The sequence below is a fragment of the Variovorax monticola genome (genome assembly GCF_051216855.1).
In the GTDB taxonomy this organism is placed as follows: domain Bacteria; phylum Pseudomonadota; class Gammaproteobacteria; order Burkholderiales; family Burkholderiaceae_C; genus Variovorax.
In genome coordinates, this window is sequence record NZ_JBPJZP010000007.1 from 243,837 (window position 1) to 267,215 (window position 23,379).

At 69.0% G+C, this 23,379-nt stretch carries 19 protein-coding genes and 1 pseudogene; 7 read left to right on the forward strand and 13 right to left on the reverse strand.

Features of this window, described 5'->3' with window-relative positions; genetic code table 11:
- Nucleotides 1–41 precede the first annotated feature (41 nt).
- A complete protein-coding gene (locus tag ACSFA5_RS25240) occupies nt 42–1,337 on the forward strand; it encodes a DEAD/DEAH box helicase (protein ID WP_435446790.1) in 1,296 nt (431 codons plus the stop codon).
- A gap of 10 nt (nt 1,338–1,347) precedes the next feature.
- Here ACSFA5_RS25240 and ACSFA5_RS25245 read toward each other — a convergent pair whose 3' ends face one another.
- The 12 genes and pseudogenes from ACSFA5_RS25245 to argE all read right to left on the reverse strand — a co-directional run bounded on the left by ACSFA5_RS25245 (nt 1,348) and on the right by argE (nt 14,954).
- Nucleotides 1,348–1,650 (reverse strand): Dabb family protein, encoded by a 303-nt coding sequence (locus ACSFA5_RS25245; protein WP_435446791.1) that lies wholly within the window; start codon nt 1,648–1,650, stop codon nt 1,348–1,350.
- A gap of 17 nt (nt 1,651–1,667) precedes the next feature.
- Nucleotides 1,668–1,850 (reverse strand): YciI family protein, encoded by a 183-nt coding sequence (locus tag ACSFA5_RS25250; RefSeq protein ID WP_435446792.1) that lies wholly within the window; start codon nt 1,848–1,850, stop codon nt 1,668–1,670.
- A 112-nt stretch (nt 1,851–1,962) separates the two neighbouring features.
- Nucleotides 1,963–2,720 (reverse strand): annotated as a pseudogene (locus ACSFA5_RS25255) (slipin family protein).
- A 91-nt stretch (nt 2,721–2,811) separates the two neighbouring features.
- On the reverse strand, nt 2,812–3,999 hold the full coding sequence (locus tag ACSFA5_RS25260) for an acyl-CoA dehydrogenase family protein (protein WP_435446793.1): 1,188 nt from the start codon (nt 3,997–3,999) through the stop codon (nt 2,812–2,814).
- A gap of 10 nt (nt 4,000–4,009) precedes the next feature.
- The gene (locus tag ACSFA5_RS25265) at nt 4,010–5,170 is read right to left on the reverse strand and encodes an acyl-CoA dehydrogenase family protein (RefSeq protein WP_435446794.1); all 1,161 of its coding nucleotides are present in this window, start codon (nt 5,168–5,170) and stop codon (nt 4,010–4,012) included.
- 25 nt (nt 5,171–5,195) lie between these two features.
- A complete protein-coding gene (locus ACSFA5_RS25270; protein WP_435446795.1) occupies nt 5,196–6,107 on the reverse strand; it encodes an SDR family oxidoreductase in 912 nt (303 codons plus the stop codon).
- A 34-nt stretch (nt 6,108–6,141) separates the two neighbouring features.
- Nucleotides 6,142–8,121 carry an acetyl/propionyl/methylcrotonyl-CoA carboxylase subunit alpha gene (locus ACSFA5_RS25275; protein ID WP_435446796.1) on the reverse strand — a complete coding sequence of 660 codons (1,980 nt, stop codon included), beginning with the start codon at nt 8,119–8,121 and terminating at the stop codon, nt 6,142–6,144.
- Nucleotides 8,118–9,728: an acyl-CoA carboxylase subunit beta gene (locus ACSFA5_RS25280; RefSeq protein ID WP_435446797.1), complete on the reverse strand. Its 1,611-nt coding sequence runs from the start codon at nt 9,726–9,728 to the stop codon at nt 8,118–8,120. The genes ACSFA5_RS25275 and ACSFA5_RS25280 overlap by 4 nt, the downstream gene beginning before the upstream one ends.
- A gap of 81 nt (nt 9,729–9,809) precedes the next feature.
- The gene (locus ACSFA5_RS25285) at nt 9,810–10,598 is read right to left on the reverse strand and encodes an MHYT domain-containing protein (RefSeq protein ID WP_435446798.1); all 789 of its coding nucleotides are present in this window, start codon (nt 10,596–10,598) and stop codon (nt 9,810–9,812) included.
- A gap of 136 nt (nt 10,599–10,734) precedes the next feature.
- The gene (locus tag ACSFA5_RS25290; RefSeq protein ID WP_435446799.1) at nt 10,735–12,417 is read right to left on the reverse strand and encodes a Vgb family protein; all 1,683 of its coding nucleotides are present in this window, start codon (nt 12,415–12,417) and stop codon (nt 10,735–10,737) included.
- A gap of 121 nt (nt 12,418–12,538) precedes the next feature.
- Nucleotides 12,539–13,795: a DUF445 domain-containing protein gene (locus ACSFA5_RS25295; RefSeq protein WP_435446800.1), complete on the reverse strand. Its 1,257-nt coding sequence runs from the start codon at nt 13,793–13,795 to the stop codon at nt 12,539–12,541.
- Entirely contained in the window at nt 13,788–14,954 is a 1,167-nt protein-coding gene (argE, locus tag ACSFA5_RS25300; protein WP_435446801.1) for an acetylornithine deacetylase, read from the reverse strand. The genes ACSFA5_RS25295 and argE overlap by 8 nt, the downstream gene beginning before the upstream one ends.
- 98 nt (nt 14,955–15,052) lie before the next feature.
- Here argE and ACSFA5_RS25305 point away from each other — a divergent pair, with 98 nt between their 5' ends.
- The 3 genes from ACSFA5_RS25305 to ACSFA5_RS25315 all read left to right on the forward strand — a co-directional run bounded on the left by ACSFA5_RS25305 (nt 15,053) and on the right by ACSFA5_RS25315 (nt 18,656).
- Nucleotides 15,053–16,249: a glycerophosphodiester phosphodiesterase gene (locus ACSFA5_RS25305; RefSeq protein ID WP_435446802.1), complete on the forward strand. Its 1,197-nt coding sequence runs from the start codon at nt 15,053–15,055 to the stop codon at nt 16,247–16,249.
- A gap of 102 nt (nt 16,250–16,351) precedes the next feature.
- Entirely contained in the window at nt 16,352–17,554 is a 1,203-nt protein-coding gene (locus ACSFA5_RS25310; protein WP_435446803.1) for a M20 aminoacylase family protein, read from the forward strand.
- 7 nt (nt 17,555–17,561) lie between these two features.
- Nucleotides 17,562–18,656: a M14 family metallopeptidase gene (locus ACSFA5_RS25315; protein ID WP_435446804.1), complete on the forward strand. Its 1,095-nt coding sequence runs from the start codon at nt 17,562–17,564 to the stop codon at nt 18,654–18,656.
- On the opposite strand, the gene ACSFA5_RS25320 is transcribed toward ACSFA5_RS25315, so the two are convergent.
- Nucleotides 18,646–19,773, reverse strand: coding sequence for an ABC transporter substrate-binding protein (locus ACSFA5_RS25320; protein ID WP_435447062.1), 1,128 nt, complete (start codon nt 19,771–19,773; stop codon nt 18,646–18,648). The genes ACSFA5_RS25315 and ACSFA5_RS25320 overlap by 11 nt on opposite strands.
- A gap of 57 nt (nt 19,774–19,830) precedes the next feature.
- On the opposite strand from ACSFA5_RS25320, the gene ACSFA5_RS25325 reads away from it, so the two are divergent.
- From ACSFA5_RS25325 to ACSFA5_RS25335, 3 genes are read left to right on the forward strand one after another with little or no spacing between them, the layout of a single operon-like run.
- Nucleotides 19,831–21,936 carry a molybdopterin-containing oxidoreductase family protein gene (locus ACSFA5_RS25325; RefSeq protein WP_435446805.1) on the forward strand — a complete coding sequence of 702 codons (2,106 nt, stop codon included), beginning with the start codon at nt 19,831–19,833 and terminating at the stop codon, nt 21,934–21,936.
- On the forward strand, nt 21,933–23,012 hold the full coding sequence (locus tag ACSFA5_RS25330; RefSeq protein ID WP_435446806.1) for an aminopeptidase: 1,080 nt from the start codon (nt 21,933–21,935) through the stop codon (nt 23,010–23,012). The genes ACSFA5_RS25325 and ACSFA5_RS25330 overlap by 4 nt, the downstream gene beginning before the upstream one ends.
- A gap of 40 nt (nt 23,013–23,052) precedes the next feature.
- The gene (locus ACSFA5_RS25335; RefSeq protein ID WP_435446807.1) at nt 23,053–23,367 is read left to right on the forward strand and encodes a polyhydroxyalkanoic acid system family protein; all 315 of its coding nucleotides are present in this window, start codon (nt 23,053–23,055) and stop codon (nt 23,365–23,367) included.
- Nucleotides 23,368–23,379: the final 12 nt, after the last annotated feature.

Sequence of the window (23,379 nt, forward strand, 5' to 3'; positions counted from 1 at the left end):
CGTCTCTCTTCTCTCTCGGGTTTTTCTCTCTGTCTGCTCACATGCCATTCGTTTCACTGGGCCTGGCCCCCGCGCTCGTTCAGGCTGCCGCCGAAAGCGGTTATGCCGCGCCGACCGCCATCCAGGCCGCGGCCATCCCCGCGATTCTGCAGGGCCGCGACGTGCGGGGCTCGGCGCAGACCGGCTCCGGCAAGACCGCCGCATTTTCCCTGCCCTTGCTGCAGCGCTTGAGCGCCGAACTCGCCCAGCGCGCGGACGGCCCGCGCCGGGTGCGCGCCCTGGTGCTCGTGCCCACGCGCGAACTCGCGGCCCAGGTCGGGGAGACCATGCGCAGCCTGGCGCAGCACCTGCCCGAGCGGCTGAAGATCGTCATCGCCTTCGGCGGCGTGTCGATCAACCCGCAGATGATGGGCCTGCGCGGCGGCGCCGACATCGTCATTGCCACGCCGGGCCGGCTGCTCGACCTGGTCGAGCACAACGCGCTGAAACTGAACGCCGTGTCGACGCTGGTGCTCGACGAGGCCGACCGCCTGTTCGACCTCGGCTTTGCCGAAGAGCTCGGCCGCATCCTCGCGCTGCTGCCTGCGCAGCGCCAGAACCTGCTGTTCTCCGCCACCTTTCCGGCCGCCATCCAGGCGCTGGCCGACGGCATGCTGCGCGAGCCCGCCGTCATCGACGTGCAGGGCGAACCGGGCACCGAGCCGAACATCGTGCAGCGCGTGATCGAGGTCGACGCCATCCGCCGCACGCAACTGCTGCGCCACCTGCTCAAGCAACATGAAGGCGAATGGGACCGCGTGCTGGTCTTCGTCGCCACGCAGCATGCGGCGCAGATCGTGGCCGAGAAGCTTTACAAGAACGGCATCTATGCGGTGCCCTTCCACGGCGACATCGCGCAGGGCACGCGCACCGACATCCTGTCGCAGTTCAAGGAAAGCCGCTGGGACGTGGTGATCGCCACCGACCTCGCGGCGCGCGGCATCGACATCGCGCAGCTGCCCGTGGTCATCAACTACGACCTGCCGCGCTCGCCCACCGACTACATCCACCGCATCGGCCGCACCGGGCGCGCGGGTGCGAGCGGGCTGGCGATCAGCTTCGTGAGCGCGTCGACCGAGGCGCATTTCCGCCTGATCGAAAAGCGCCAGGGCCTGAGCCTGCCGCGCGAGCGCGTCGAAGGCTTCGAGCCGACCGAAGCGGCCGTGCCGGTGACCGATGTGTCGGGCACGGGCGGCGTGAAGGGGGCGCGGCCGAGCAAGAAGGACAAGCTGCGCGCAGCGGCGGCCCTTGCAGCGGCGCAGCGCGGCGAGGGTGCCCAGGACGGTCCGAACGACTGACGCAGGCGCGTCACTCCACCGCGTAGTCGACCTGGTGCCGCGCGACGCGCAGGTCGCCCAGCTCTTCGCGAATGCGCAGGTGCGCCGGATGCGTGGCGTAGCCGTCGAGCGAGGCCTGGCTGTCGAACTCGCTGTAGAGCACCACGTCGCAGGCGTAGCCCACGCGGCTCGAATCGGCGCCCACCTCCAGGTGCAACAGGCCCGGGACCTGCCCGCGCAGCGATTCGAACTTGCGCTTGAGCAACTGGCGGGCCTGCGCATTTTCTTCCGGCGTGTCGCCGCGCAGGTCCCACATCACGATGTGCTTGACCATGGATAGCGCGCGCTCGCTCATGCGGCCGGCGCAAAGCCGACCTTCTGCGGCCACAGGTTCGTGAAAGCAAGCACCAGCAGCGGGCCGGCGACGGCCATGCGCTCGGCCACCTGGGCCAGGCCGGCCTTGTGCTGCGGGCGCGCCGCGGTGCGCAATGCGGCTGAACCGGGCTTGTCGAGAAGATGGAAAACGAAGATCACACGGGGCTCCTGCGTCGAGTGGCCGGCCGATGGTAAGCACGCCCCGTGCGAAAGGCCATGCACCGCGGGCCTTGCCCGTGAAGAACAGTTTTCCGTTGGTGTTCGCCGCGCGTCAGGCGCGCTTGCCGAGAAAGCTCGCCAGCAGGTCACCGGCAGCGGAAACACGATGGTCGTGTTCTTGTCCGCGCCGATCACGGTGAGCGTCTCCAGGTAGCGCAGCTGGATCGCCTGCGGCTCCTGCGCCAGCACGCGCGCGGCCTGGAACAGCTTCTCAGAGGCCTGCAGCTCGCCCTCGGCGTGGATCACCTTGGCGCGGCGCTCGCGTTCCGCCTCGGCCTGCCGCGCGATGGCGCGCACCATCGATTCGGTCAGGTCGATCTGCTTGATCTCCACGTTGGACACCTTGATGCCCCACGAGGCCGTCTGCACGTCCAGCGATTCGCGCACGTCGAGGTTGAGCCGCTCGCGCTCGGCCAGCATGTCGTCGAGCTGGTGCTTGCCCAGCACCGAGCGCAGCGTGGTCTGCGCCAGCTGGCTCGTGGCATTGAAGAAGTCCTTCACCTCGATGATGGCTTTCTCGGCGTCGACGATGCGGAAGTACACGACCGCGCTGACCTTCACCGACACGTTGTCGCGCGAGATCACGTCTTGCGTGGGCACTTCGAGCACCACGGTGCGCAGGTCGACGCGCACCACCTGCTGGACGCCCGGAATCACGAGCACCAGGCCGGGCCCCGACACCTTCGAGAAACGTCCCAGGGTGAACACGATGCCGCGCTCGTATTCCCGGAAGATCCAGACGGCGCCGAACAGCAGCACCGCCAGCAGAACGAGAACGACGGCGCCAATGCCGGAGGTGAGAGAGAGCATGAGGGGCTCCTGCGACCCAGCGAGAGTGCTGGACGGTTGGACACCCGGTGCACGGCGGCGTTCCGCCCCGGTGCGAATAAAGAGGCCGCAGCTACCAGCCCAGCTGTTTCGCCGCCAGTTCCTTCATGATTTCCTCGGCCCCGCCGCCGATCATCATCACCTTCACCTCGCGGTAGATGCGTTCGCTGACGGTGCCGCGCATGAAGCCCATGCCGCCCAGGATCTGCACCGCCTGGTCGGCGCAGAACTGCATGGTCTGCGTCGCGTGGTTCTTCAGCATGCAGATCTGTGCCACCCACTCGGGCGCGTTGAAGCGCCCGGCCGCTTCGAGCGCATCGCCCTCGGCGGACACCGCCTCGATCCACGCTTCGGTGGAGGCGATGCGCATCTGCATGTCGACCAGCTTGTGGCGCACCGCCTGGTGCGCGATGAGCGCCGAGCCGAAGGTCTTGCGCTCGCGCGCCCAGGCCAGGGCCTCGTCGAGGCAGGCCTGCGAGAAACCGAGGGCACCTGCGGCCAGCCCGATGCGCTCGCCGTTGAAGTTGCCCATGACCATGCGGAAACCCGCGCCTTCGTCTCCCAGCAGGTAACGCGCCGGCACGCGCACGTTGTCGAAGTGCAGCGTGGCGGTGTCGGAGCACAGCCAGCCCATCTTCGCCAGGCGCGTGCGCGAGAGGCCCGGCGTGCCGCCCGGCACCAGCAGCATCGAGATGCCGCCCGCGCCGCGGCCTTCGCCGGTGCGCACGGCCACGGTGATCCAGTCGGCGCGCATGCCCGAGGTGATGAAGGTCTTCTCGCCGTTCACGACGTAGTGGTCGCCCTCGTCATCACGCGCTCGCCGTGCCGTGGTGCGCAGCGCCGCCACGTCGGAGCCGCCGCCGGGCTCGGTGATGGCCAGCGCCGCGATCTTCTCGCCGCGCAGCACCGGCGGCACCACCTCCTGGCGCACCGCCTCGCTGCCATGCAGCACCACCGGCGGCAGGCCGATGTTGTGCGAGAACAGGCTCGCGAGCACACCGCCGCTTCGGCCATGGCGCGCGAGCGCGATCCACGCGGGCAGCTTGAGCGAATACGAGGCGGGCGTGCCGCCGAGCTCCTCGGGATAGCTCAGGCCCAGCAAGCCGAGCTCGGCGGCGCGTGTGTACAGCGCGCGCGGAAACTCGCCCGCGTCGTCCCATGCCTGCACGTGCGGCGCGATCTCGGTTTCGGCGAAACGCCGCACCGTGTCGGCGAGCGCGGCGCGGTCGGCTTGCAGTTCGGCGTTCGGTTCGGCATTCATGGCCGCGTCTTCAAACGCGCGGCGCGCGCTTGGCGATGCCCATGGTCTTCGCGAGGATGCCCAGCATCACCTCGTCCGCGCCGCCGCCGATGGAGCCCAGCCGCCCGTCGCGGTACAGGCGCGACACGCGGTTGTCCAGGGTGAAGCCCATGCCGCCCCAGAACTGCAGGCAGGTGTCGGCCACCTGCCGCGTGAGGCGTCCGGTCTTGAGCTTGGCCATCGAGGCGAGTTCGAGCACGTCCTCGCCCTGCACATGCAGGTCGCAGGCGCGGTAGGTGAGGGCGCGCAGGGCTTCGACTTCGGTCTTCAGTTCGGCCAGCTTGAACTGCACCCACTGCTGGTCGGCCAGCGTGCCGCCGAACATCTGGCGCTGCTGCGCCCATTCGATGGTCTGGGCGATGCAGTCTTCCATCCCTTCGAGCGAGCTCGCCGCGGCCCACAGCCGCTCTTCCTGGAACTGCTGCATCTGGTAGATGAAGCCCTGGCCCTCTTCGCCGACGCGGTAGCGCTGCGGCACGCGCACGTTGTCGAAGTAGATGAGGCCGGTGTCGCTCGAATTCATGCCGATCTTGCGGATCTTCTTCGCCTTCTTGATGCCGGGCGTGTCCATCGGCACCATGACGAGCGACTTGTTGCGATGCACGGGGCCGTCGCCGGTGTTGACCAGCATGCACATCCAGTCGGCCTGCAGGCTGTTGGTGATCCACATCTTCTGGCCGCTGATGAGGTAGTCGTCACCGTCCTTGCGCGCATGGCTCTTCAGGCCCGCCACGTCGCTGCCCGCGCCGGGCTCGCTCACGCCGATGCAGCCGACCATGTCGCCCGCGATGGCGGGCGCCAGGAACTCGCGGCGCAGTTCGTCGCTGCCGAAGCGCGCGAGCGCGGGCGTGCACATGTCGGTCTGCACGCCGATGGCCATGGGCACGCCGCCGCAGCTGACGTGGCCCAGCGCCTCGGCCATGGCCATGGCGTACGAGTAGTCGAGCCCGCCGCCGCCGAAGGCCTCGGGCTTGTTCAGGCCCAGCAGGCCGAGGTTGCCGAGCTTCTTGAAGACCTCGTGCGCGGGGAAGATCTCGGCGGCTTCCCATTCGTCCACGTGCGGATTGATCTCTTCGTCGATGAAGCGGCGCAGGGTCTTCTGGATCTCGAGGTGTTCGTGCGTGTACTGCATGGGAATGTCTCCGTTCGTTCTTTCTTCACTTGTCCTGCGCGTCCTGGAACACGCGCGGCGTCTGCGCCAGGTGAAAGCCGTCGAAGGGCTTCACCGCGGCGCGCTGCCGCGCCTGCGCGTCGGGCAGTTCCATCGGCCAGCCCATGCGCACCTGCGGCCGCGCGCCGTCCACGCGCAGCACCGTGCCGCTGATGAAGCTGGCCGCGGGGCACAGCAGGAAGGCGATGGCGGCGGAGGTCTCGGCCTCGGTGCCGAAGCGGCCCGCGGGCAGGGTCTTGCGCATGGCGCGCAGCATGTCGCCGGCCTCGGGCGGGTAGTGGTCCATGCCGCTGGAGGCGATGTAGCCGGGCGCCACCGCGTTCACGCGCACGCCGCTCACGGCCCATTCGGCGGCGGCCGTCTCGGTGAAGCTCACCATGCCGGCGCGCGCCGCGCCGCTGTGGCCCATGTTGGGCATGGAGCCCCAGATGTCGGCCACGATGTTGACGATGGCGCCGCCGTGCGCCTGCATGCTCTGCAGGTAGCACTCGCGCGCCACCAGGAAGCCGCCCGTGAGGTTGGTGTGGATCACCGCCTCCCAGCCCTTGGCCGAGATGGCGGCCAGCGGCGTGATGTACTGGCCGCCCGCGTTGTTGACGAGGCCGTCGATGCGGCCCTGTGCGGCGACGACGGCGGCAACGGCCGCGCGCACCGCGTCTTCCTGGCGGATGTCGAAGGCCTGTGCGCTGGCCTTGCCGCCGGCCGCCTCGATCTCGGCTTTCACCGCGTCGAGCTTTTCCTGTTTGCGCCCGACCAGCACCACGTGCGCGCCCAGCGCGGCGAGTTCGTGCGCGGTGCAGCGGCCAATGCCCGAGCCGCCGCCGGTGACGACGATGACCTGCCCGTCGAAGAGGCCGGGCGTGAAGACGGAGCGATAGCGCGAGGAAGAGGCGTTCATGCGAAGGGCTTTCGGAAACTTGTCTTGAAGCGCGTCATGCGCCGACGACCTCGGTGACCTCGGCAGTGACCTCGGCCACCACATGCCGCGCCGCCACCTGCGCGCCGACCGCCACATGCAGCGCGACACGCCCGGCGCGCGGTGCGCAGTGCACGTGCTCCATCTTCATGGCCTCGAGCGTGACGAGCGGCTGGCCCGCGGCGACTGCATCGCCTTCGGCCACCAGCAGCGCGCTGACGCGGCCGTTCATGGAAGCGCGCAGCAGGCCGTCCTGGCCGGCATCTCCGGCGCGTGCCACGGCCACGTGCGTGAGGTTGTCGAGCCGGAACGCGCGGCCACGGAAATGAAAGAAGACGCGGCCGGCCTCGCGCACGACGAGCACCTGCTCGGCCAGTCCGCCGCACGAGAAGCGCAGCGTGCCGTCGCCCTCCAAGGCCACCAGCGCGATCTGCGCGGGTGCGTGGTCGTCCAGCATCACATCGAAAGCGCCCTTGCCGCGCGGCGTCACACAGGCCGCATGCACCGCGCCGTCGAGCGCAAAGCGCAAGGCATTGGGCAGCGTGTGCGCCAGCGGCGACGGCCATCCGCGCTCCCCGAGCTGCAGCAGCAAGGCTGCGAGCAGTGCGGCCTGCGTGTCGGCCGGCGCGTCGGGCGCAAGCAACGCATCCACATGGTCTGCAACGAAGGCCGTCGTCGCCGCGCCGCCGGCGAACACCTCGTGCGACAGCGCGCGTTGCAGCAGTTGCTGGTTGGTCGCGACGCCGAGCGCCACCGTGTCCTGCAGGCCCGCGATGAGCCGGTGCCTGGCTTCCTCGCGCGTGCGGCCGTGCGCCACCAGCTTGGCGATCATCGAGTCGTAGAAGGGCGGAACGGCCGCGCCGTCGCGCAGCGCGTGTTCCGTGCGCAGCGCGGGCGAAGGCCGCCACGCCGCGAGCGCGCCGCTCTGCGGCATGAAGCCCTGGTTCGGGTCTTCGGCGCACAGGCGCACTTCGATCGCATGGCCGGTGATGCGCACGTCCTGCTGCGCGAGCGGCAGCGGCTCGCCGGCGGCCACGCGCAGCTGCAGCTCGACCAGGTCGAGCCCGGTCACGGCCTCTGTCACCGGGTGCTCCACCTGCAGTCGCGTGTTCATCTCCATGAACCAGTACTGGCCTTGGGCGTCGAGCAGGAATTCGAGCGTGCCTGCGCCTTCGTAGGCGATGGCTTTCGCCGCCGCGACCGCCGTGGCGCCCATGCGCTCGCGCAGGGCCTCGGACACCGCGGGCGAAGGCGCTTCCTCGATCACCTTCTGATGCCTGCGCTGCACCGAGCAGTCGCGCTCGCCCAGGTGAACGGCGTGGCCGTGCCGGTCGGCGAACACCTGGATCTCGATGTGGCGCGGCGCGACGATGGCGCGCTCCAGGATCACGGTCGCGTCACCGAAGGCGTTGAGCGCTTCCGACTGCGCGCTGCGCAGCAGCTCGTCGAACTGCGCGGCCGATGCCACGAGCCGCATGCCGCGCCCGCCGCCGCCGGCCGTGGCCTTGATCATCACGGGCCAGCCGATGCGCGCGGCTTCGGCGGCCAGCCGCTGCGTGCCCTGGTCGTCGCCCTGGTAGCCCGGAATGCACGGTACGCCCGCGGCCTGCATCAGCCGCTTGGCGCCGGCCTTGTCGCCCATCGCGCGAATGGCCTCGGGCGACGGTCCGATGAAGACCAGGCCGGCGTCGCGGCAGGCCTGCGCGAACTCGGCGTTCTCCGCGAGGAAACCGTAGCCCGGGTGCACCGCGTCCGCGCCGCTGGCGCGCGCGGCCTCGACGACGGCGGCGATGTTCAGGTAGCTCTGCGCGGGCAGCGACTCGCCGATCCACACGGCCTGGTCGGCTTGGCGCACGTGCTCGGCGTCGGCGTCCGCGCTCGAATACACGGCCACGGTGCGGTAGCCCATGGCGCGTGCCGTGCGCATCACGCGGACCGCGATTTCGCCGCGGTTGGCGATGAGGATCTTGCTGAAGCCGCTGGTCTCGATGTTCATGGCCGTGCCACCGAAAACTGCATGGCTTGCGGCACGCGCGCATCGGCATCGCGGCAGACCGACAGCACCTCGGCGAGCACCGCACGCGTGTCGCGCGGGTCGATCACGCCGTCGTCCAGCAGCAGCGCGCTGGTGGTGAACACGCTCATCTGCCGCTCGAAGCGCTCGACGATCTGCTGCTGCATGGCGTCGATCTTCGCGTGGTCCACGGCACCCTTGCGTGCCATGCCCGCCTCCATCACGATGGCCATGGTCTTCGCGGCCTGCTCGCCGCCCATCACCGCGGTGCGCGCATTGGGCCAGCTGAAGCAGAAGCGCGGCGCGAAGCCGCGCCCGCACATGCCGTAGTTGCCCGCCCCGTAGGAGGCACCGCAGTGCAGCGTGATCTGCGGCACCGTGGCGCTGGTCACGGCCTGGATCATCTTGGCGCCGTGCTTGATGATGCCGGCTTCTTCATGCGCGCGGCCCACCATGTAGCCGGTGATGTTCTGCAGGTAGACGATGGGCGTGCGCGACTGGCAGCAGGCCTGGATGAAGTGTGTGGCCTTGGTCGCGCCGTCGGAATCGATGGGGCCGTTGTTGGTGACGAGGCCCACCGCATGGCCTTCGAGCCGGATGTGGCCGCAGACGGTGGCGCTGCCGTAGTGCTCGCTGAATTCGAGGAACTCGGAGCCGTCGGCGATGCGCGCGATGACTTCGCGCATGTCCACCGGCCGCCGTCCGTCGCTGGGCATGAGGCCCAGCAGGTCTTCGGCTTCGTGGCGCGGCGGTGCGAAGGGGCGCGGCGCTTCGTGGCGCGCCCAGTCGATACCGCCCAGGATCGAGCGCGCGATGCGCAGGGCGTCGCGGTCGTCTTCGGCCAGGTAGTCGCCCAGGCCGGAGATGTGCGTGTGCATCACCGCGCCGCCCAGTTCCTCTTCGGTCGCGATCTCGCCGGTGGCGGCCTTCAGCAGCGGCGGCCCTGCCAGAAAGGCCCGCGTGCGGTCGCGCACCATCACGATGTAGTCCGACAGGCCCGTCTGGTACGCGCCGCCCGCGGTCGAGGAGCCGTGCGTCACCGTCACCACCGGCAGCCCGGCGGCCGACAGGCGCGCCAGGTTGCGGAAGATGCTGCCGCCACGCACGAAGTCCTGCACGCGGTACTGCATGAGGTTGGCGCCGGCGCTTTCCACCAGCTGCACGTAGGGCAGCTTGTTTTCGAGCGCGATCTCCTGCACGCGCAGCTGCTTGTCCAGCCCCATCGGCTGCAGCGCGCCGGCATCGATGCCCGAGTCGGAGGCATTCACCATGCAGCGCACGCCCGCGACCCGGCCGATGCCGCAGATCAGGCCGCCGCCCGGCACGCTCTTCGACAGGTCGGGGTTGTCCTGGCCCAGCCCGGCAAGCGAGGCCAGCGGGAGAAAGGGCGCGCCGGTGTCCAGCAGCAGCGCGATGCGCTCGCGCGGCAGCAGTTGGCCGCGTTTGGCAAAGCGCTCGGCCGATGCGCCGGACGCCGCCGCGGCGCGGGCCTCGTGCGCGCGCACCTCGCCGAGCAGCGCGAGCATGCCGGCGCGGTTGGCCTGAAAGGTGTCGCTGGCCGCGTGCAGCCGGGATTCGATGACGGGCATGTGGGTCTGTACGGATCGTTGTTGTCGCTCTGTACGGACTGTAGGAGGGGCCCGCCGCCCCTGCTTGCGCCAACTAGCTGGTCAGCGCATCAGCTGGTTCTGGGGCCGCCGCACGCCGGCGGCAGGCGTCGTGTCGAGGCTGCTGCCGGTGACCACCCAGTAGATGAAGATCAGCACCGCGCCGGCCGTGCCGAACACGATGAGGCCCATGGAGCTGCCGCCGATGGCCAGCGCGTCGACCGGCGCGGCGGCGGTGCAGACCATGCGCGCGGCACTCATGCCCACGTAGTGCATGGTGCACACGGCCACGCCCATCACCGCGGCGGCGGCCACCTTGTGGGAGAACTTGCGCAGGTTGAACGCCAGCCACAGCGCCGCCGCGGCGGCGCTGACGGCGATCGCCACCGACAGCGCGACGCGCGCCACGTCGAAGTCCATCTCGGCGCGCATGTTCATCGCGAACATGCCCATGTAGTGCATCACGCACACGCCGGCCCCGGCCAGCAGGCTGCCGCCCAGCCAGCCCGACTTGCTGAACCTGTGCCGCCCGCCCGCCATGTACAGCGCGATGCCGGAGATGAGCACGGCCGCCACCAGCGACACCGCCGTGAGCGGCACGTTGTACGAAATGCCCACCGGCAGCCGGTACGCCAGCATGCCGATGAAGTGCATCGACCAGATGCCGATGCCGCCCAGCGCCACCGCGGCGCAGGCCACGACGGCAAGGTTGGGCTTGCCGTCGGCGCCGACCATGCGCCCGGCGCATATGAGCGCCACCAGCGAGCCGGCGAACGAGATGAAGAAGGAGAGCGCCACCATGCCCAGGGAATATTCGGGCAATAGCAACTGGCCTGCGACGAGCGGAGTCATGCGTGTCCCTTTCAATGAAAAAAGGACGGCTCGCGGAGCCCCGAAAACGGGATGCGACCGGGACGCCGCGAGACGTCCCGGTCAGTTTGTAATGGTTGTTTTAAAAAGTAAACAGGTAATTACACTTCTTGTTACGCTACCTTACAGCGCGAATTCGATAGATCGCATTGTTGCGATCGGCCGACATGTAGACGGTGCCGTCGCGCCCCACGGCCACGCCCGTCACCACGTACGGCGGCGGCAGCCCGGGGCCGGGTGCCAGGCCGATCGGCAGGTTCTCGGCCACGGTGCGGCGGCTGCCGTCGGCCGGGTCGATCTCCACCAGCCGGCGTGCCGCGCTTTCGGCCACGATGAAGCTGCCCCACGGCGTTTGCGCCACGCCTTCGGGCAGCGCCAGCCCGTCGGCCACGGTGCGCAGCGGCGCGCTGGCGTCCAGCGGAATGCGCAGCAGCTTGCCGGCCGCCTCGGTCACGTAGAGCGCGCCGTCCTGGCCGATGACCATCTGCACCGGGCCGTTCAGGCCGCTGGCGACGACCGACTTTTCGGCGAACTTCGGGCCGCTGGCGCGGGTGATGCTGCCGGTGGCGATCTCGGCGTAGATCACGCTGCCGTCGGGCATGGGAATGGCGTCGAACGGCGCCTTCAGGCCGTGGAGGGTGTCCACGGTCTTCAGCGTCTGTCGGTCCACCAGCTGCACCGTGCCGGTGAACCACGAGGTCAGCGCGAACAGCCTGGGCGACAGGCCGACCGCGAACGGGTAGTCGAGCTCGGGCTCGCGCTGCATGCGGAACACGTCGCGCACCTCGCCCGTGCGCACGTCGACCTGGCGGAAGCCGAAGACGTCGGCCACCCACAGGTCGTTGCCGTCGATCTTCATGCCGGCCGGCACCGCCACCTTGCCGCTGGTGAGCGTGCGCAGGTCACCGGTGGCGGGGTTGAAGGCCAGCACCTCGTTGTTGGCCATGTTGGAGATGTAGATCGTGCCGTCGGGTGCGATCGCCAAGTTGTCGAGCGAGGGCCGCAACTGCTTCGCCACGGTCTTGCGGCCGCTGGCGAGGTCCACCTTGACCAGCTCGCCGCTGCGCGCATCGACCACCCACAGGTTGCCCTTGCCGTCCAGGTTGGCGGCGGCCGGGATCTTGAAGCCGTCGGCAATCACGGTCATGTCGCCGTTCGCGGGGTCGATCTTCACGACCTGGCCCTTGAACCACAGCGGCCCGTAGAGCAGGCCGTCGGGGCCGACCTCGAAGCCGTTGAAGCCGCCCATGTCCTTCTTGACGAGCCGCGGCGGCTTCTGGCCGGCGCGGTCGATCTCCCACAGCGCGTCGCCCAGGAACACCTGCGAGGCATAGAGCTTGCCGTTGCGGCGGTCGAAGTCCAGCGAGTTCAGGCCGGGCAGGTCCTTGGCGAGCACCTGCAGCGGGGCGGTGTCGCTCTCGCGGTAGCGCAGCATGCCCATGAGGTAGTTGGTCCAGGCCAGCTCGCCCTGTGGGCCTACCGCGATGTCGTCGGCCTGGCCTTCGGGCGCGTCGATCAGCACCTTGGCCGCGCCGGTGGTGCGGTCGACCTCCCACAGCGTGTTGCCCAGCACCGAGCCCGCGAGCAGTCGGCCCTTGGCGTCGATGGCCAGGCCGTGCACGCCCGCGAAGGCGGAGGGCGCGACCAGCGCTTCGGGTGCGGCCCACGAGGCAGGCCGGGTGGTGAGCGGCTCGGCGGAGGCCGTGAAGTAAGGCGGGGCCAGCGTGCTGCAGGCGCCCAGCAGGGCGAAGCTGGCGGCCAGCGCGGCGGCGCGGAAAACGCCGGGCGAACGACGGGGCATGGGTGTGTCTCCTCTTGTGATGGCGCGAGCAGTCTAGGAGGAGGCAGGGTCGGCGCAGTCGCTCCCGGGACACGATGCGGACTTTCGTCCGCTGGGGCTTACCCGCCCGCGGGCGCCGCGCTCAGCCGCGCAGCAGCTGCGTCGCCGTGTGGATCAGCAGCCCCACCAGCCCGCCCACCAGCGTGCCGTTGATGCGGATGAACTGCAGGTCGCGCCCGATGTGGCGCTCGAGTTCGACGGTCATTTCCTGCGCGTTCCACTCGCCCACGCGCTCTTCGATGTAGCGGCGGATGTCCTCGCGGTAGCGCTCGATGGCCAGCGGCGCGGCGGCCTCGATCTGTTCGTTGATCCAGCGGCGGATGGCCTCGTCGCCCTGCAACCGCGTGCCCAGCGCGCCGGCCATCGACGCGATGCGCTGGCGGATGGTGGAGTCGTGGCGGCCCAGGTCGTCCTGCAGCCAGGCGAGCAGCTCGCCCCAGAGGCCGTGCAGGTAGTCGCCCAGGGCAGGGTGCGCGATGAGCTCGGCGCGAATCTGCTCGCCGCGCTGCTGGAACTCCGGGTCCAGCTTCAGGCGCACCACGAAGTCGTCGACGAAGTGGTCGAAGCGCTTGCGCATCGGGTGGTCGGGCTCGGCCGCCAGCTCGCCGAGGGTGTGCGCCACGGCCGCAACGATCTTGCGCGTGGCCAGCTTGGCCGCCACCTGGTCCAGGCCCACGTAGCGCAGCGTCTTGATCTCGCGCGCAATGGCCTCGGTGATGTGCGCCTGCAGCTCGTCGCCCTCGAGCAGGCCGGCCACCTGCTGCAGCACGTCGTCGAGCAGCGCCTGGTGGCGCCCGCCGGCCATGAGCGCGTCCAGCGCCTGGCCGGTCAGGCGCGAGAGGTCGATCTTCTCCAGCCCCGCCGCCGCGGCGCGGCCCATGAAGGCGCGCACCCGCTCGTCGTCGAAAGCCGCCAGGCCGTAGCGCGTGGCGGCCACGCCCCATTCGCCCAGCTTCTCGCCGGTGGCGGGGCGGGCCAGCCAGCCCGCGATGCGGGCGGCCGCGTCGAACTGGCGCACCTTGCCCAGCACCTGCGCGGTGCTCAGGAAGTTGTCGCAGATGAAGCCCGCGAGCTTGGCGCCGATGCGGTCCTTGTTGCTGGGGATGATGGCCGTGTGCGGAATCTTCAGGCCCAGCGGATGGCGAAACAGCGCCACCACCGCGAACCAGTCGGCAATGGCGCCGACCATCGCGGCCTCCGCAAAGGCCGCGACGTAACCCCAGGCCGGGTGCTGCGCGTGCAGCACGCTGGCCACCGCGTAGAGCAACGCGGCGGCGCACAGCAGGCCGAGCGCGACGCGCTTCATGCGCCGCAGGGCGCTGTCGCCGGTGTCAGCCAATGGTGGGCGAGGTGGCCAGCCGTTCCATGAACAGCTCGCAGCGGGCCAGCTGCTCCAGGCTCACGAACTCGTCGGGCTGGTGCGCTTGCTCGATGCTGCCGGGGCCGCACACCACGGTGGGGATGCCGGCGTTCTTGAACAGGCCCGCTTCGGTGCCGAAAGCCACCAGCGTGGTGCGGTCCTCGCCCGCCAGGCGCTGGGCCAGCAGCGTGATGGGGTCGCTGGCCGAGCCCAGGAAGCTCGGAATCTCGCAGATGGTCTCGAACTGGAAGCCGGCGTCCTTCGCCACCTTCTTCATCGAAGGCTCCAGGCCGCCGGCGTAGGCCACCACGTCGGCCTGCATGCGCTTGGCGTCGGCGGTCGGCAGGTCGCGGAATTCGTAGCGGAATTCGGCATCGCGCGGCACCACGTTGTCGGCGATGCCGCCATGGAACTGGCCCACGCTCGCGGTGCTGAAGGGCACGTCGAAGCCCTCGTAGCGCGGCTCGTTGCGCTCGAAGTCTTCCGCCATGTCGCGCACCTTGCCGACCACGCGCGCGGCCATCTCGATGGCGTTGACCGACTTGGGCGTGAGCGACGAATGCGCTTCCTTGCCGCGCACGCAGCACTTGTAGCGGTACACGCCCTTGTGGGCGATGGCCGGCACCATGCTGGTGGGCTCGCCCACGATGCAGGCGAGAGGCTTGATGCCGGCGTCGCGCATGTCGGCGATGAGCTCCTTCACGCCGAAGCAACCGATTTCTTCCTCGTAGCTGAACGCGAAATGCACCGCGAAGGGCGAGTCGCTTTCAAGGAAACGATGCGCATTGGCCAGCGCGATGGCGATGAAGCTCTTCATGTCGGCCGAGCCGCGCCCGTAGAGCTTTTCGTTCTGCACCACGGCGGAGAGCGGGTCGACGCTCCAGTCCTGGCCGTCCCAGGGCACCGTGTCGGTGTGGCCCGAGACGATCACGCCGGCCGGCTTGCCTTCGCCCAGCGTGGCGAACAGGTTGGCCTTGGTGCGTTCGGCGTTGTAGGTGATGCGGCTCTTCACGCCCAGGGCGGCCAGATGGTGCTGGGCGAAGTCGATCAGTTGGAGGTTGCTGTTGGCGCTGACGGTGTTCATGCGAACCAGCGTCTGGGCCAGCAGAAGGCTTTGGGGGGAAAGCGTATGGAGCATGCAACACATTCTCCCGGAAGTCGGCGCGCCGCGCCGGGCAGGGTCGATGCCGTCATGCGAAGCGGGTACGCTGCGCCTTTTTTGGACGGAGAAAAAGCATGCGCACCTTTCAGATCGCCCTGACCGCGACCGCCGCCCTGTGCGTCGCCGCCTGCGGCACCACCGGCAATTCAGGTTCCGCCAACAAGCTGCTGACGCTCGACGGCAACCCGCCGCTGGTCATTGCCCACCGCGGCGCCTCGGGCTACCTGCCGGAAGAAACGCTCGAAGCCTATTCGCGCGCCATCGAGCTGGGCGCCGACGTGATCGAGATGGACCTGGTGTCCACCAAGGACGGCGTGCTCATCGCCCGCCACGACCCCAACCTGGCCATCAGCACCGACGTGGCCAAGCACCCCCGCTTCGCCTCGCGCAAGAAGACCATCAAGGTCGACGGCGAAACCCAGACCGGCTGGTTCAGCAACGACTTCACGCTGGCAGAAATCAAGACCCTGGGCGGCATCTCCACCGACGCCGAGCGGCCGCAGGAGTTCAACGGCAAGTTCAAGGTCGTGACCTTCCAGGAGATCATCGATTTCGCCAAGGCCAAGACCAAGGAAACCGGCCGCACCATCGCGATCTACCCCGAGTCGAAGAACCCGACCTACTTCCGCGAGCTCGGCCTGCCGCTGGAAGACAAGATGATTGCCGCCATCACGGCCGCCGGCTGGAACAACAAGACCGCGCCCATCTACGTGCAGTCCTTCGAGCCCGGCAGCCTGAAGTACATGAAAGCCAAGGGCCTGAACACCAAGATCATCCAGCTGATCGACGGCGACAGCGTCGACCTGCGCACCGGCGCCGTGACCTTCGCCGTGCCCAGCGACCGTCCCTACGACTGGACCAAGGCCGGCGACACGCGCAACTTCGACGCCATGGTCACGCCCGCGGGCCTGGCCGAAATCAAGACCTACGCCGACGGCATCGGCCCGTGGAAGCGCTACATCGTGAGCATCAAGGGCACTCTCGGCGCCGACGGCAAGCCGGTGGACGTGAACAAGGACGGCAAGATCAACGACGCCGACGCCACCTCCATGGCGCCCACCACGCTGATCGCCGACGCGCACAAGGCGGGCCTGTTCGTGCACCCCTTCACCTTCCGCAACGAGTCGCGCCGCCTGCCCATCGACTACAACAAGGACGGCAAGAGCGAGTACGGCGTGTACTACAAGCTGGGCGTGGACGGCGTGTTCACCGACTTCACCGACACGGCGCTGGCCGCGCGCGCGGACTACCTGAAGAGCATCGGGCGCTGAGCCTTGCGCCGAGTGGATCGTTCGGCGAATCGTTGAGCGCAGCCTGAGGGTTTGCCCGGCACGGTCTTTGCGGGTGGTATGGCAAAGCCTAGACTGTGCCCTATGAAACTCATCGATTCGCTCGTCACGCAGGCGGCCGGCATCGCCGCCGTCCGACGTGACCTCCACGCCCATCCCGAACTCTGCTTCGAAGAAGTCCGCACCGCCGACGTGGTGGCAGGCAAGCTCACCGAATGGGGCATTCCCATCCACCGGGGGCTGGGCACCACCGGCGTGGTGGGCATCATCAAGAACGGCACCGGCAGCCGCGCCATCGGCCTGCGCGCCGACATGGACGCACTGCCCGTCACCGAGCTCAACACCTTCGAACACGCGAGCAAGCACCACGGCAAGATGCACGCCTGCGGCCACGACGGCCACACGGCGATGCTGCTCGCGGCCGCCCAGCACCTGGCGAAGAACCGCAATTTCGACGGCACCGTGTACCTGATCTTCCAGCCGGCCGAAGAAGGCGGCGGCGGCGCCCGCGAGATGATCAAGGAAGGGCTCTTCGAGCAGTTCCCCATGGACGCCGTGTTCGGCATGCACAACTGGCCCGGCATGAAGGCCGGCCAGTTCGCCGTGAGCCCCGGCCCCGTGATGGCGTCTGGCAACAAGTTCCGCGTCAACGTGATCGGCAAGGGCGGCCACGCCGCGCTGCCGCAGACCGGCATCGACCCGGTGCCGATCGCCTGCGAGATCGTGCAGGCCTTCCAGACCATCCTCACGCGCAAGATGAAGCCGACCGATTCGGCCGTGATCTCGGTCACCACCATCCACGCCGGCGAAACCAACAACGTGATTCCCGACAACTGCGAGCTGACGGGCACGGTGCGCACTTTCTCGCTGGAAGTGCTCGACATGATCGAGGCCAAGATGGAGCAGATTGCAAAGCACATCTGCGCGGCGCACGACGCCACCTGCGACTTCCGCTTCGAGCGCTACTACCCGCCCACCATCAACACCGAGGCCGAGGCCGACTTCGCCCGCCGCGTGATGGGCGAAATCGTCGGCCCCGACAACGTGCTGCGCCAGGAAGCGGCCATGACGTCGGAAGACTTCGCCTTCATGCTGCAGGCCAAGCCCGGTGCCTATGCCTTCATCGGCAATGGCGACGGCGCGCACCGCGACGTGCACCATGGCGAAGGCCCGTGCACCCTGCACAACGCGAGCTACGACTTCAACGACGACCTGATTCCGCTGGGCGCGACCTGCTGGGTGCAACTGGCCGAGCAGTTCCTCAAGCCCGGCCGTACCACCACATGAGCGCCGCATGATCGGCATCGCGGAAGCTTTTTCGCCGCGCTACGCCCAGGCGCGCCAGAAGTTCCTGCAGGCCTGTGTGAGCGCGGGCCTGACGGTCGAGCCGCATGCGCACCCGCTGAAGGGCCGCGACGGCGAAGACCTGTCGATGGACGTGGCGCTGGACGGCAACGCCGACGCCGAGCACCTGCTGGTCGTCACCAGCGCCTGCCACGGCGTCGAAGGCCATTGCGGCAGCGGCGTTCAGGTGTTCGCGCTGCACGATGCCGAGTGGCGCGAGAAGGCCAGGGCGCAGGGCGTGGCGGTGCTCTATGTGCACGCGCTCAACCCGCACGGTTTTTCGCACGGCCGGCGCGTGACGCACGAGAACGTCGACCTGAACCGCAACTTCATCGACTTCTCCAGGCCGGTGCCGGTGAACGAGCCCTACGCCAGGCTGCACGAGTTGCTGCTGCCCGCCACCTGGCCGCCCACGCCCGAGAACCAGGCGGCGGTGGCCAAGTGGATCGACAAGCACGGCACCACGGCCTATCAGGCCGCCGTGACCAGCGGGCAGTACCAGTTCGACGACGGCCTGTTCTTCGGCGGCAAGGCGCCGACCTGGAGCAACAAGACCATTCGCAAGGTGCTGGGCACCCATGCGGGCCGCGCGAAGCGCCTGGCGTGGATCGACCTGCACACCGGCCTGGGTCCCAACGGCCTGGGCGAGCGCATCTACGCCGGCAAGGACGACAAGGCAGCCTATGCACGCGCCAACGCCTGGTGGGGCACGCCGGGCGCGCCTGTCACGTCGATCTACGACGGTTCCTCCACTTCGGCGCTGCTGCGCGGGCTGATGTGGGATGCCGTGTACGAGGAGTGCCCGCAGGCCGAGTACACCGGCATCGCGCTGGAGTACGGCACGCTTCCCATACTCGAAGTGACCGGCGCCTTGCGCGCCGACCATTGGCTGCACAAGCATCCGGAAGCGCCGGCCGACCTGGCCGACGGCATCCGGGCGCGAATGGTGGAGGCGTTCTACACGGACACCGACGCCTGGCGCGGCCAGATCGTCAGCCAGGCCCGCCAGGCCATGTTCCAGGCCGTGGACGGCCTCAGGTCCTGACCCGGCCGTCGCCCGTCAGCATCGAAAGCTCGACGAACTTCGAGCCCACGTGGTTCTTGGCCGAGAACGACACCTCGAACCCGCCGAACTGCTGGCGGTCGATGCTTTCCAGCCCGGCCACGAGGCTGTCGCGCGTCGGCTTGCCCGGCGTCTTGCGCAGTCCCTCGGTCAGCACCTTCGCGGCCAGGTAGCCCTCCATGCTCGAGAAGTTGGCGCTGGCGCCGTTGCCGGCCTTGCGCACGGCGTCCGCGAACTCGCGCGCCAGGGTGTTGGCCGGGTTGTAGGGCGAAGGCACCACCTGCGTGACCATCACGCCCGCGGCCTCCTTGCCCAGTTCGTCGGCCAGCGCCTGCGTGCCCACGAACGACATGTTGAAGAACGTGCCGCCGTAGCCCGCCTTGCGCGCCTCGCGAATGAACGCCGCGCAGGCCTTGTAGGCGCCGATCTGCACCACCGCGTCGGGCCGCGCCGCCACGATGGTCTTCACCGCCGCCGCCACGTCGACCGCGTTGCGCTCCACCGTGGCCAGCGCCACCGGCTTGAGCTGCTGCTGTTCGAGCGCCAGCGTCACGCCGTCGAGCCCGGCCTTGCCGTAGGCGTCGTTCTGATAGAAGACCGCGATCTTCTTCTGGCCCAGGTGCGTCAGCTGCTTCACCATCAGCGCCGTCTCGTCGTTGTACGAGGCGCGCAGGTGGAACACGTTCTTCTGGAACGGCTCGCGCAGCGACATGGCACCGGTGAGCGGTGCAATGAAGGGCACCCGGTCCTTCACCGCCAGCGGCATTGCGGCCAGGCTGGTCGACGTGCCGATGTAGCCGAAGAGGGCGAACACGTCCTCGTCGATCAGCTTCTGCGTGTTGGCGGCGCAACGGTCGGGTTCGTAGCCGTCGTCCAGGTTCTTGATCACCACGTTGCGGCGGCCCGGCTGGGCGTTGTACGTGTCCAGGAACAGCTTGGCGCCCTGGTGGAACTGGATGCCCAGCTGTGCCGCCGGCCCGGTGAACGGCGCCGACTGGCCCAGCACCAGCGGTGCCTCGCCCTGCGCCCGGGCCGTGCCGAAGCCCCCGAGCGTGGCGGCCGCGCCCGCGGCCAAAGAAAAACGTCGTCGATTCATCATCATGTTCAAAACCCCCTCCCGCGCCCTGAGTCGCGCACAACAAATTAGACTTGCCCGATGCCCCACGCACCGGATTCCCTGCTCGAAGAAGCACCCCTCCAAACCCCCGTGCCCACCACCGTGTCCACCGTGCTGGGGGCCTGCCCCCACGACTGCCCGGACACCTGCGCGCTCGTCACCACCGTCAAGGACGGCGTGGCCGTGAAGCTGCAGGGCAATGCCGCGCATTCGCACACCGGTGGCGTGCTGTGCACCAAGGTGTCGCGCTACATCGAGCGCAACGACCATGCGGAGCGGCTGGTTCAGCCGCTGAAGCGCGTCGGTCCCAAGGGCAGCGGCCAGTTCGAGCCGGTGAGCTGGGACGAAGCGCTCGACGACATCGCCGCGCATCTTGAAGTATTACAGGGAAAACCCGAAGACATTCTCCCCTACAGCTATGCGGGCACCATGGGCCTGGTGCAGGGCGAGTCGATGGACCGGCGCTTTTTCCACAAGCTGGGCGCCAGCCTGCTGGACCGCACCATCTGCTCCATGGCGGGCGGCGAGGCCATGGTCTACACGCTGGGCGCCAAGGTCGGCATGCGCATCGAGTTCTTCGCCGAGGCGAAGCTCATCCTGATCTGGGGCAGCAACTCCATTGCCAGCAACCTGCATTTCTGGCGCCATGTGCAGGTGGCCAAGCGCGCCGGCGCGCGCGTGGTGTGCATCGACCCGCGCAAGACCGAAACCGCCGACAAGTGCGACGAGCACGTCGCGCTGCTGCCCGGCACCGACGCCGCGCTGGCGCTGGCGCTGATGCACGAGCTCATCGTGCACGACTGGCTCGACCACTCCTACATCGCCGCCCACACGCTGGGCTGGGAGCCGCTGCGCGAGCGCGCGCTGCAATGGCCGCCGTCGCGCGCGGCCGAGGTCTGCGGCATTCCCGAGGAACAGATCGTGGCGCTGGCCCGGGCCTACGGCACCACGAAGCCGGCCGCCATTCGCCTGAACTACGGCATGCAGCGCGTGCGCGGTGGCGGCAACGCGGCCCGCGCCATCGCCTGCCTGCCGGCGCTGGTGGGCGCCTGGCGTGACCGCGCGGGCGGCCTGCTGCTGAGCAGCTCGGGCCACTACCCGGTCGACCGCGCCGCGCTGCAGCGCCCCGACCTGCTGGCCGGCCGCCGGCCGCGCACCATCAACATGAGCACCATCGGCGACGCGCTGCTGGACACCGAGCGCCCGGTGAAGGCCATCGTGGTCTACAACAGCAACCCGGTGGCGGTGGCGCCCGAGTCGGCCAAGGTGGCGGCGGGCTTTGCGCGCGAAGACCTGTTCACCGTGGTGCTGGAGCAGTTCCGCACCGACACCGCCGACTACGCCGACTACCTGCTGCCCGCCACCACGCAGCTGGAGCACTGGGACATTCACTGCAGCTACGGCCACACCGACGTGCTGCTCAACCGCCCGGCCGTGGCGCCCCGCGGCGAGGCCCGCAGCAACGCCTGGGTGTTTCGCGAACTGGCGCGCCGCATGGGCTTCACCGAGCCGTGCTTCTCCGACTCCGACGAGACGCTGTGCCGCACCGCCTTCGCCGAGAACGCGATCGACTTTCCCCAACTGCTGGAACAGGGCTTCACCAGCGTGAAGCTGCCCGAGGCGCCGTTCGCCGAAGGCAAGTTCCCCACGCCCTCGGGCCGCTGCGAGTTCTTCAGCGCCCGGCTGGAAGCCATGGGCATGAACGCCGTGCCCGACCACGTGCCCAACTGGGAGCCGGCCGGCAGCTCGAAGGCGTTTCCGCTGGCCATGATTTCGCCGCCGGCGCGCAATTTCCTCAATTCGACCTTCGTCAACGTGACCAGCCTGCGCGCCATCGAGGTCGAGCCGCTGCTCGAAATTCACGCGGCCGACGCCGCCGCGCGTGGCATCGAAGACGGCGCCACCGTGCGCGTGTTCAACCAGCGCGGCGAGCACCGCTGCCGCGCCGAGGTGTCGCGCCGCGCGCGCCAGGGCGTGGTGCACGGCATGGGCATCTGGTGGCGCAAGCTGGGCATGGACGGCACCAACGTGAACGAGCTGACCAGCCAGCGGCTGACCGACATCGGCCGCGGCCCGACGTTCTACGACTGCCTGGTGGAAGTGGAGCGCCTGGCTCCTTCTCCCTCCGGGAGAGGGTTGGGGTGAGGGCTGCCCCCGCATTCGTGCTGGCCGCCGCGCTGCTCCTCTCGGGCTGCGCCGACCTCGGCTACTACTGGCAATCGGCCAGCGGCCACATCGGCATCATGCGGGCGGCCAAGCCAGTGCCCGAATGGCTGGCCGACCCAGCCGTGTCCGCGCCGCTGAAGGCCAGGCTCGAACTCACGCAGCGCATCCGCCGCTTCGCCTCCAGCGAGCTCGGCCTGCCCGACAACCCCAGCTACAAGTCTTATGCCGACCTGCACCGCGCCGCCGCCGTGTGGAACGTGGTGGCCGCGCCGCCGTATTCGCTCACGCTCAAGAACTGGTGTTTCCCGGTGGCGGGCTGCGTGGGCTACCGCGGCTACTACAGCGAGGACGCGGCCAAGGCCGAAGCCGAGGCGCAGAAGAAGCTGGACCTGGAAGTCGCCGTGTACCCCGTGCCCGCGTACTCCACGCTCGGCTGGACGAACTGGGCCGGGGGCGACCCGCTGCTGTCCACCTTCATCGGTTATCCGGAAGGCGAGCTCGCGCGCATCGTGTTCCACGAACTCGCGCACCAGGTGCTCTACGTGCCCGGCGACACGGTGTTCAACGAGTCGTACGCCACGTCGGTCGAGCGCATCGGCGGCGCGCTGTGGCTGCAGCGCGAGGCCGGCGAGGCGGCGCGCATGGAGTACACGCAGTTCGATGCGCAGCGCCAGGGTTTCCGCGCGCTGGCGCTGGACACACGCCGCGCACTGACGCAGGTCTACGAATCGCCCGAAGCCAAGGCCGGGGACCGGGCCAGGGTCGAGGCGATGAAGCAGGCCGCCATGGCCGAATTTCGCGCTCGCTACGCCCAGCTGAAAGCGGGCTGGACCGGCCCGCGCCAGAACGCCTACGACGGCTGGGTGGCACGCGCCAACAATGCGGCCTTCGGCGCGCAGGGCGCGTACGACGACCTGGTGCCCAGCTTCGAGAAACTCTTCGATCGCGAAGGCCACGACTGGCCGCGCTTCTACACTGAGGTCAAGCGCATCGCCGCGCTGCCGACCGCCGAGGAACGCCGCGGCGCGCTGCAGGCGGCCACCGGCATCCTGTAAACCCGCTCCAGCCCCCCCAAAGAGAACAAGGAAGATCACGGTGCCTGACATCCACATCGAACGCAACCACACGCTGGGCATTGCCGGCGCGCGCAACGTCGCGCACCGATGGATCGAGCAGGCCGAGCAGGAGTTCGGCCTCGAATGCGTCTACACCCAGGGCGACGACCGCGACGTGGCAACGTTCACCCGCGCCGGCATCGACGGCACCGTCGAGGTGACGGCCAGCACCTTCACGCTGGATGCGACGCTGGGCTTCCTGTTCAGCAGCTTCAGCGAAATGATCGAGGCGAAGATCACGCGCAACCTCGACGCGATGCTGGGCGCGCCCGGCGGCGGTACCCGCCTCGCCTGAGCATCACCGGTT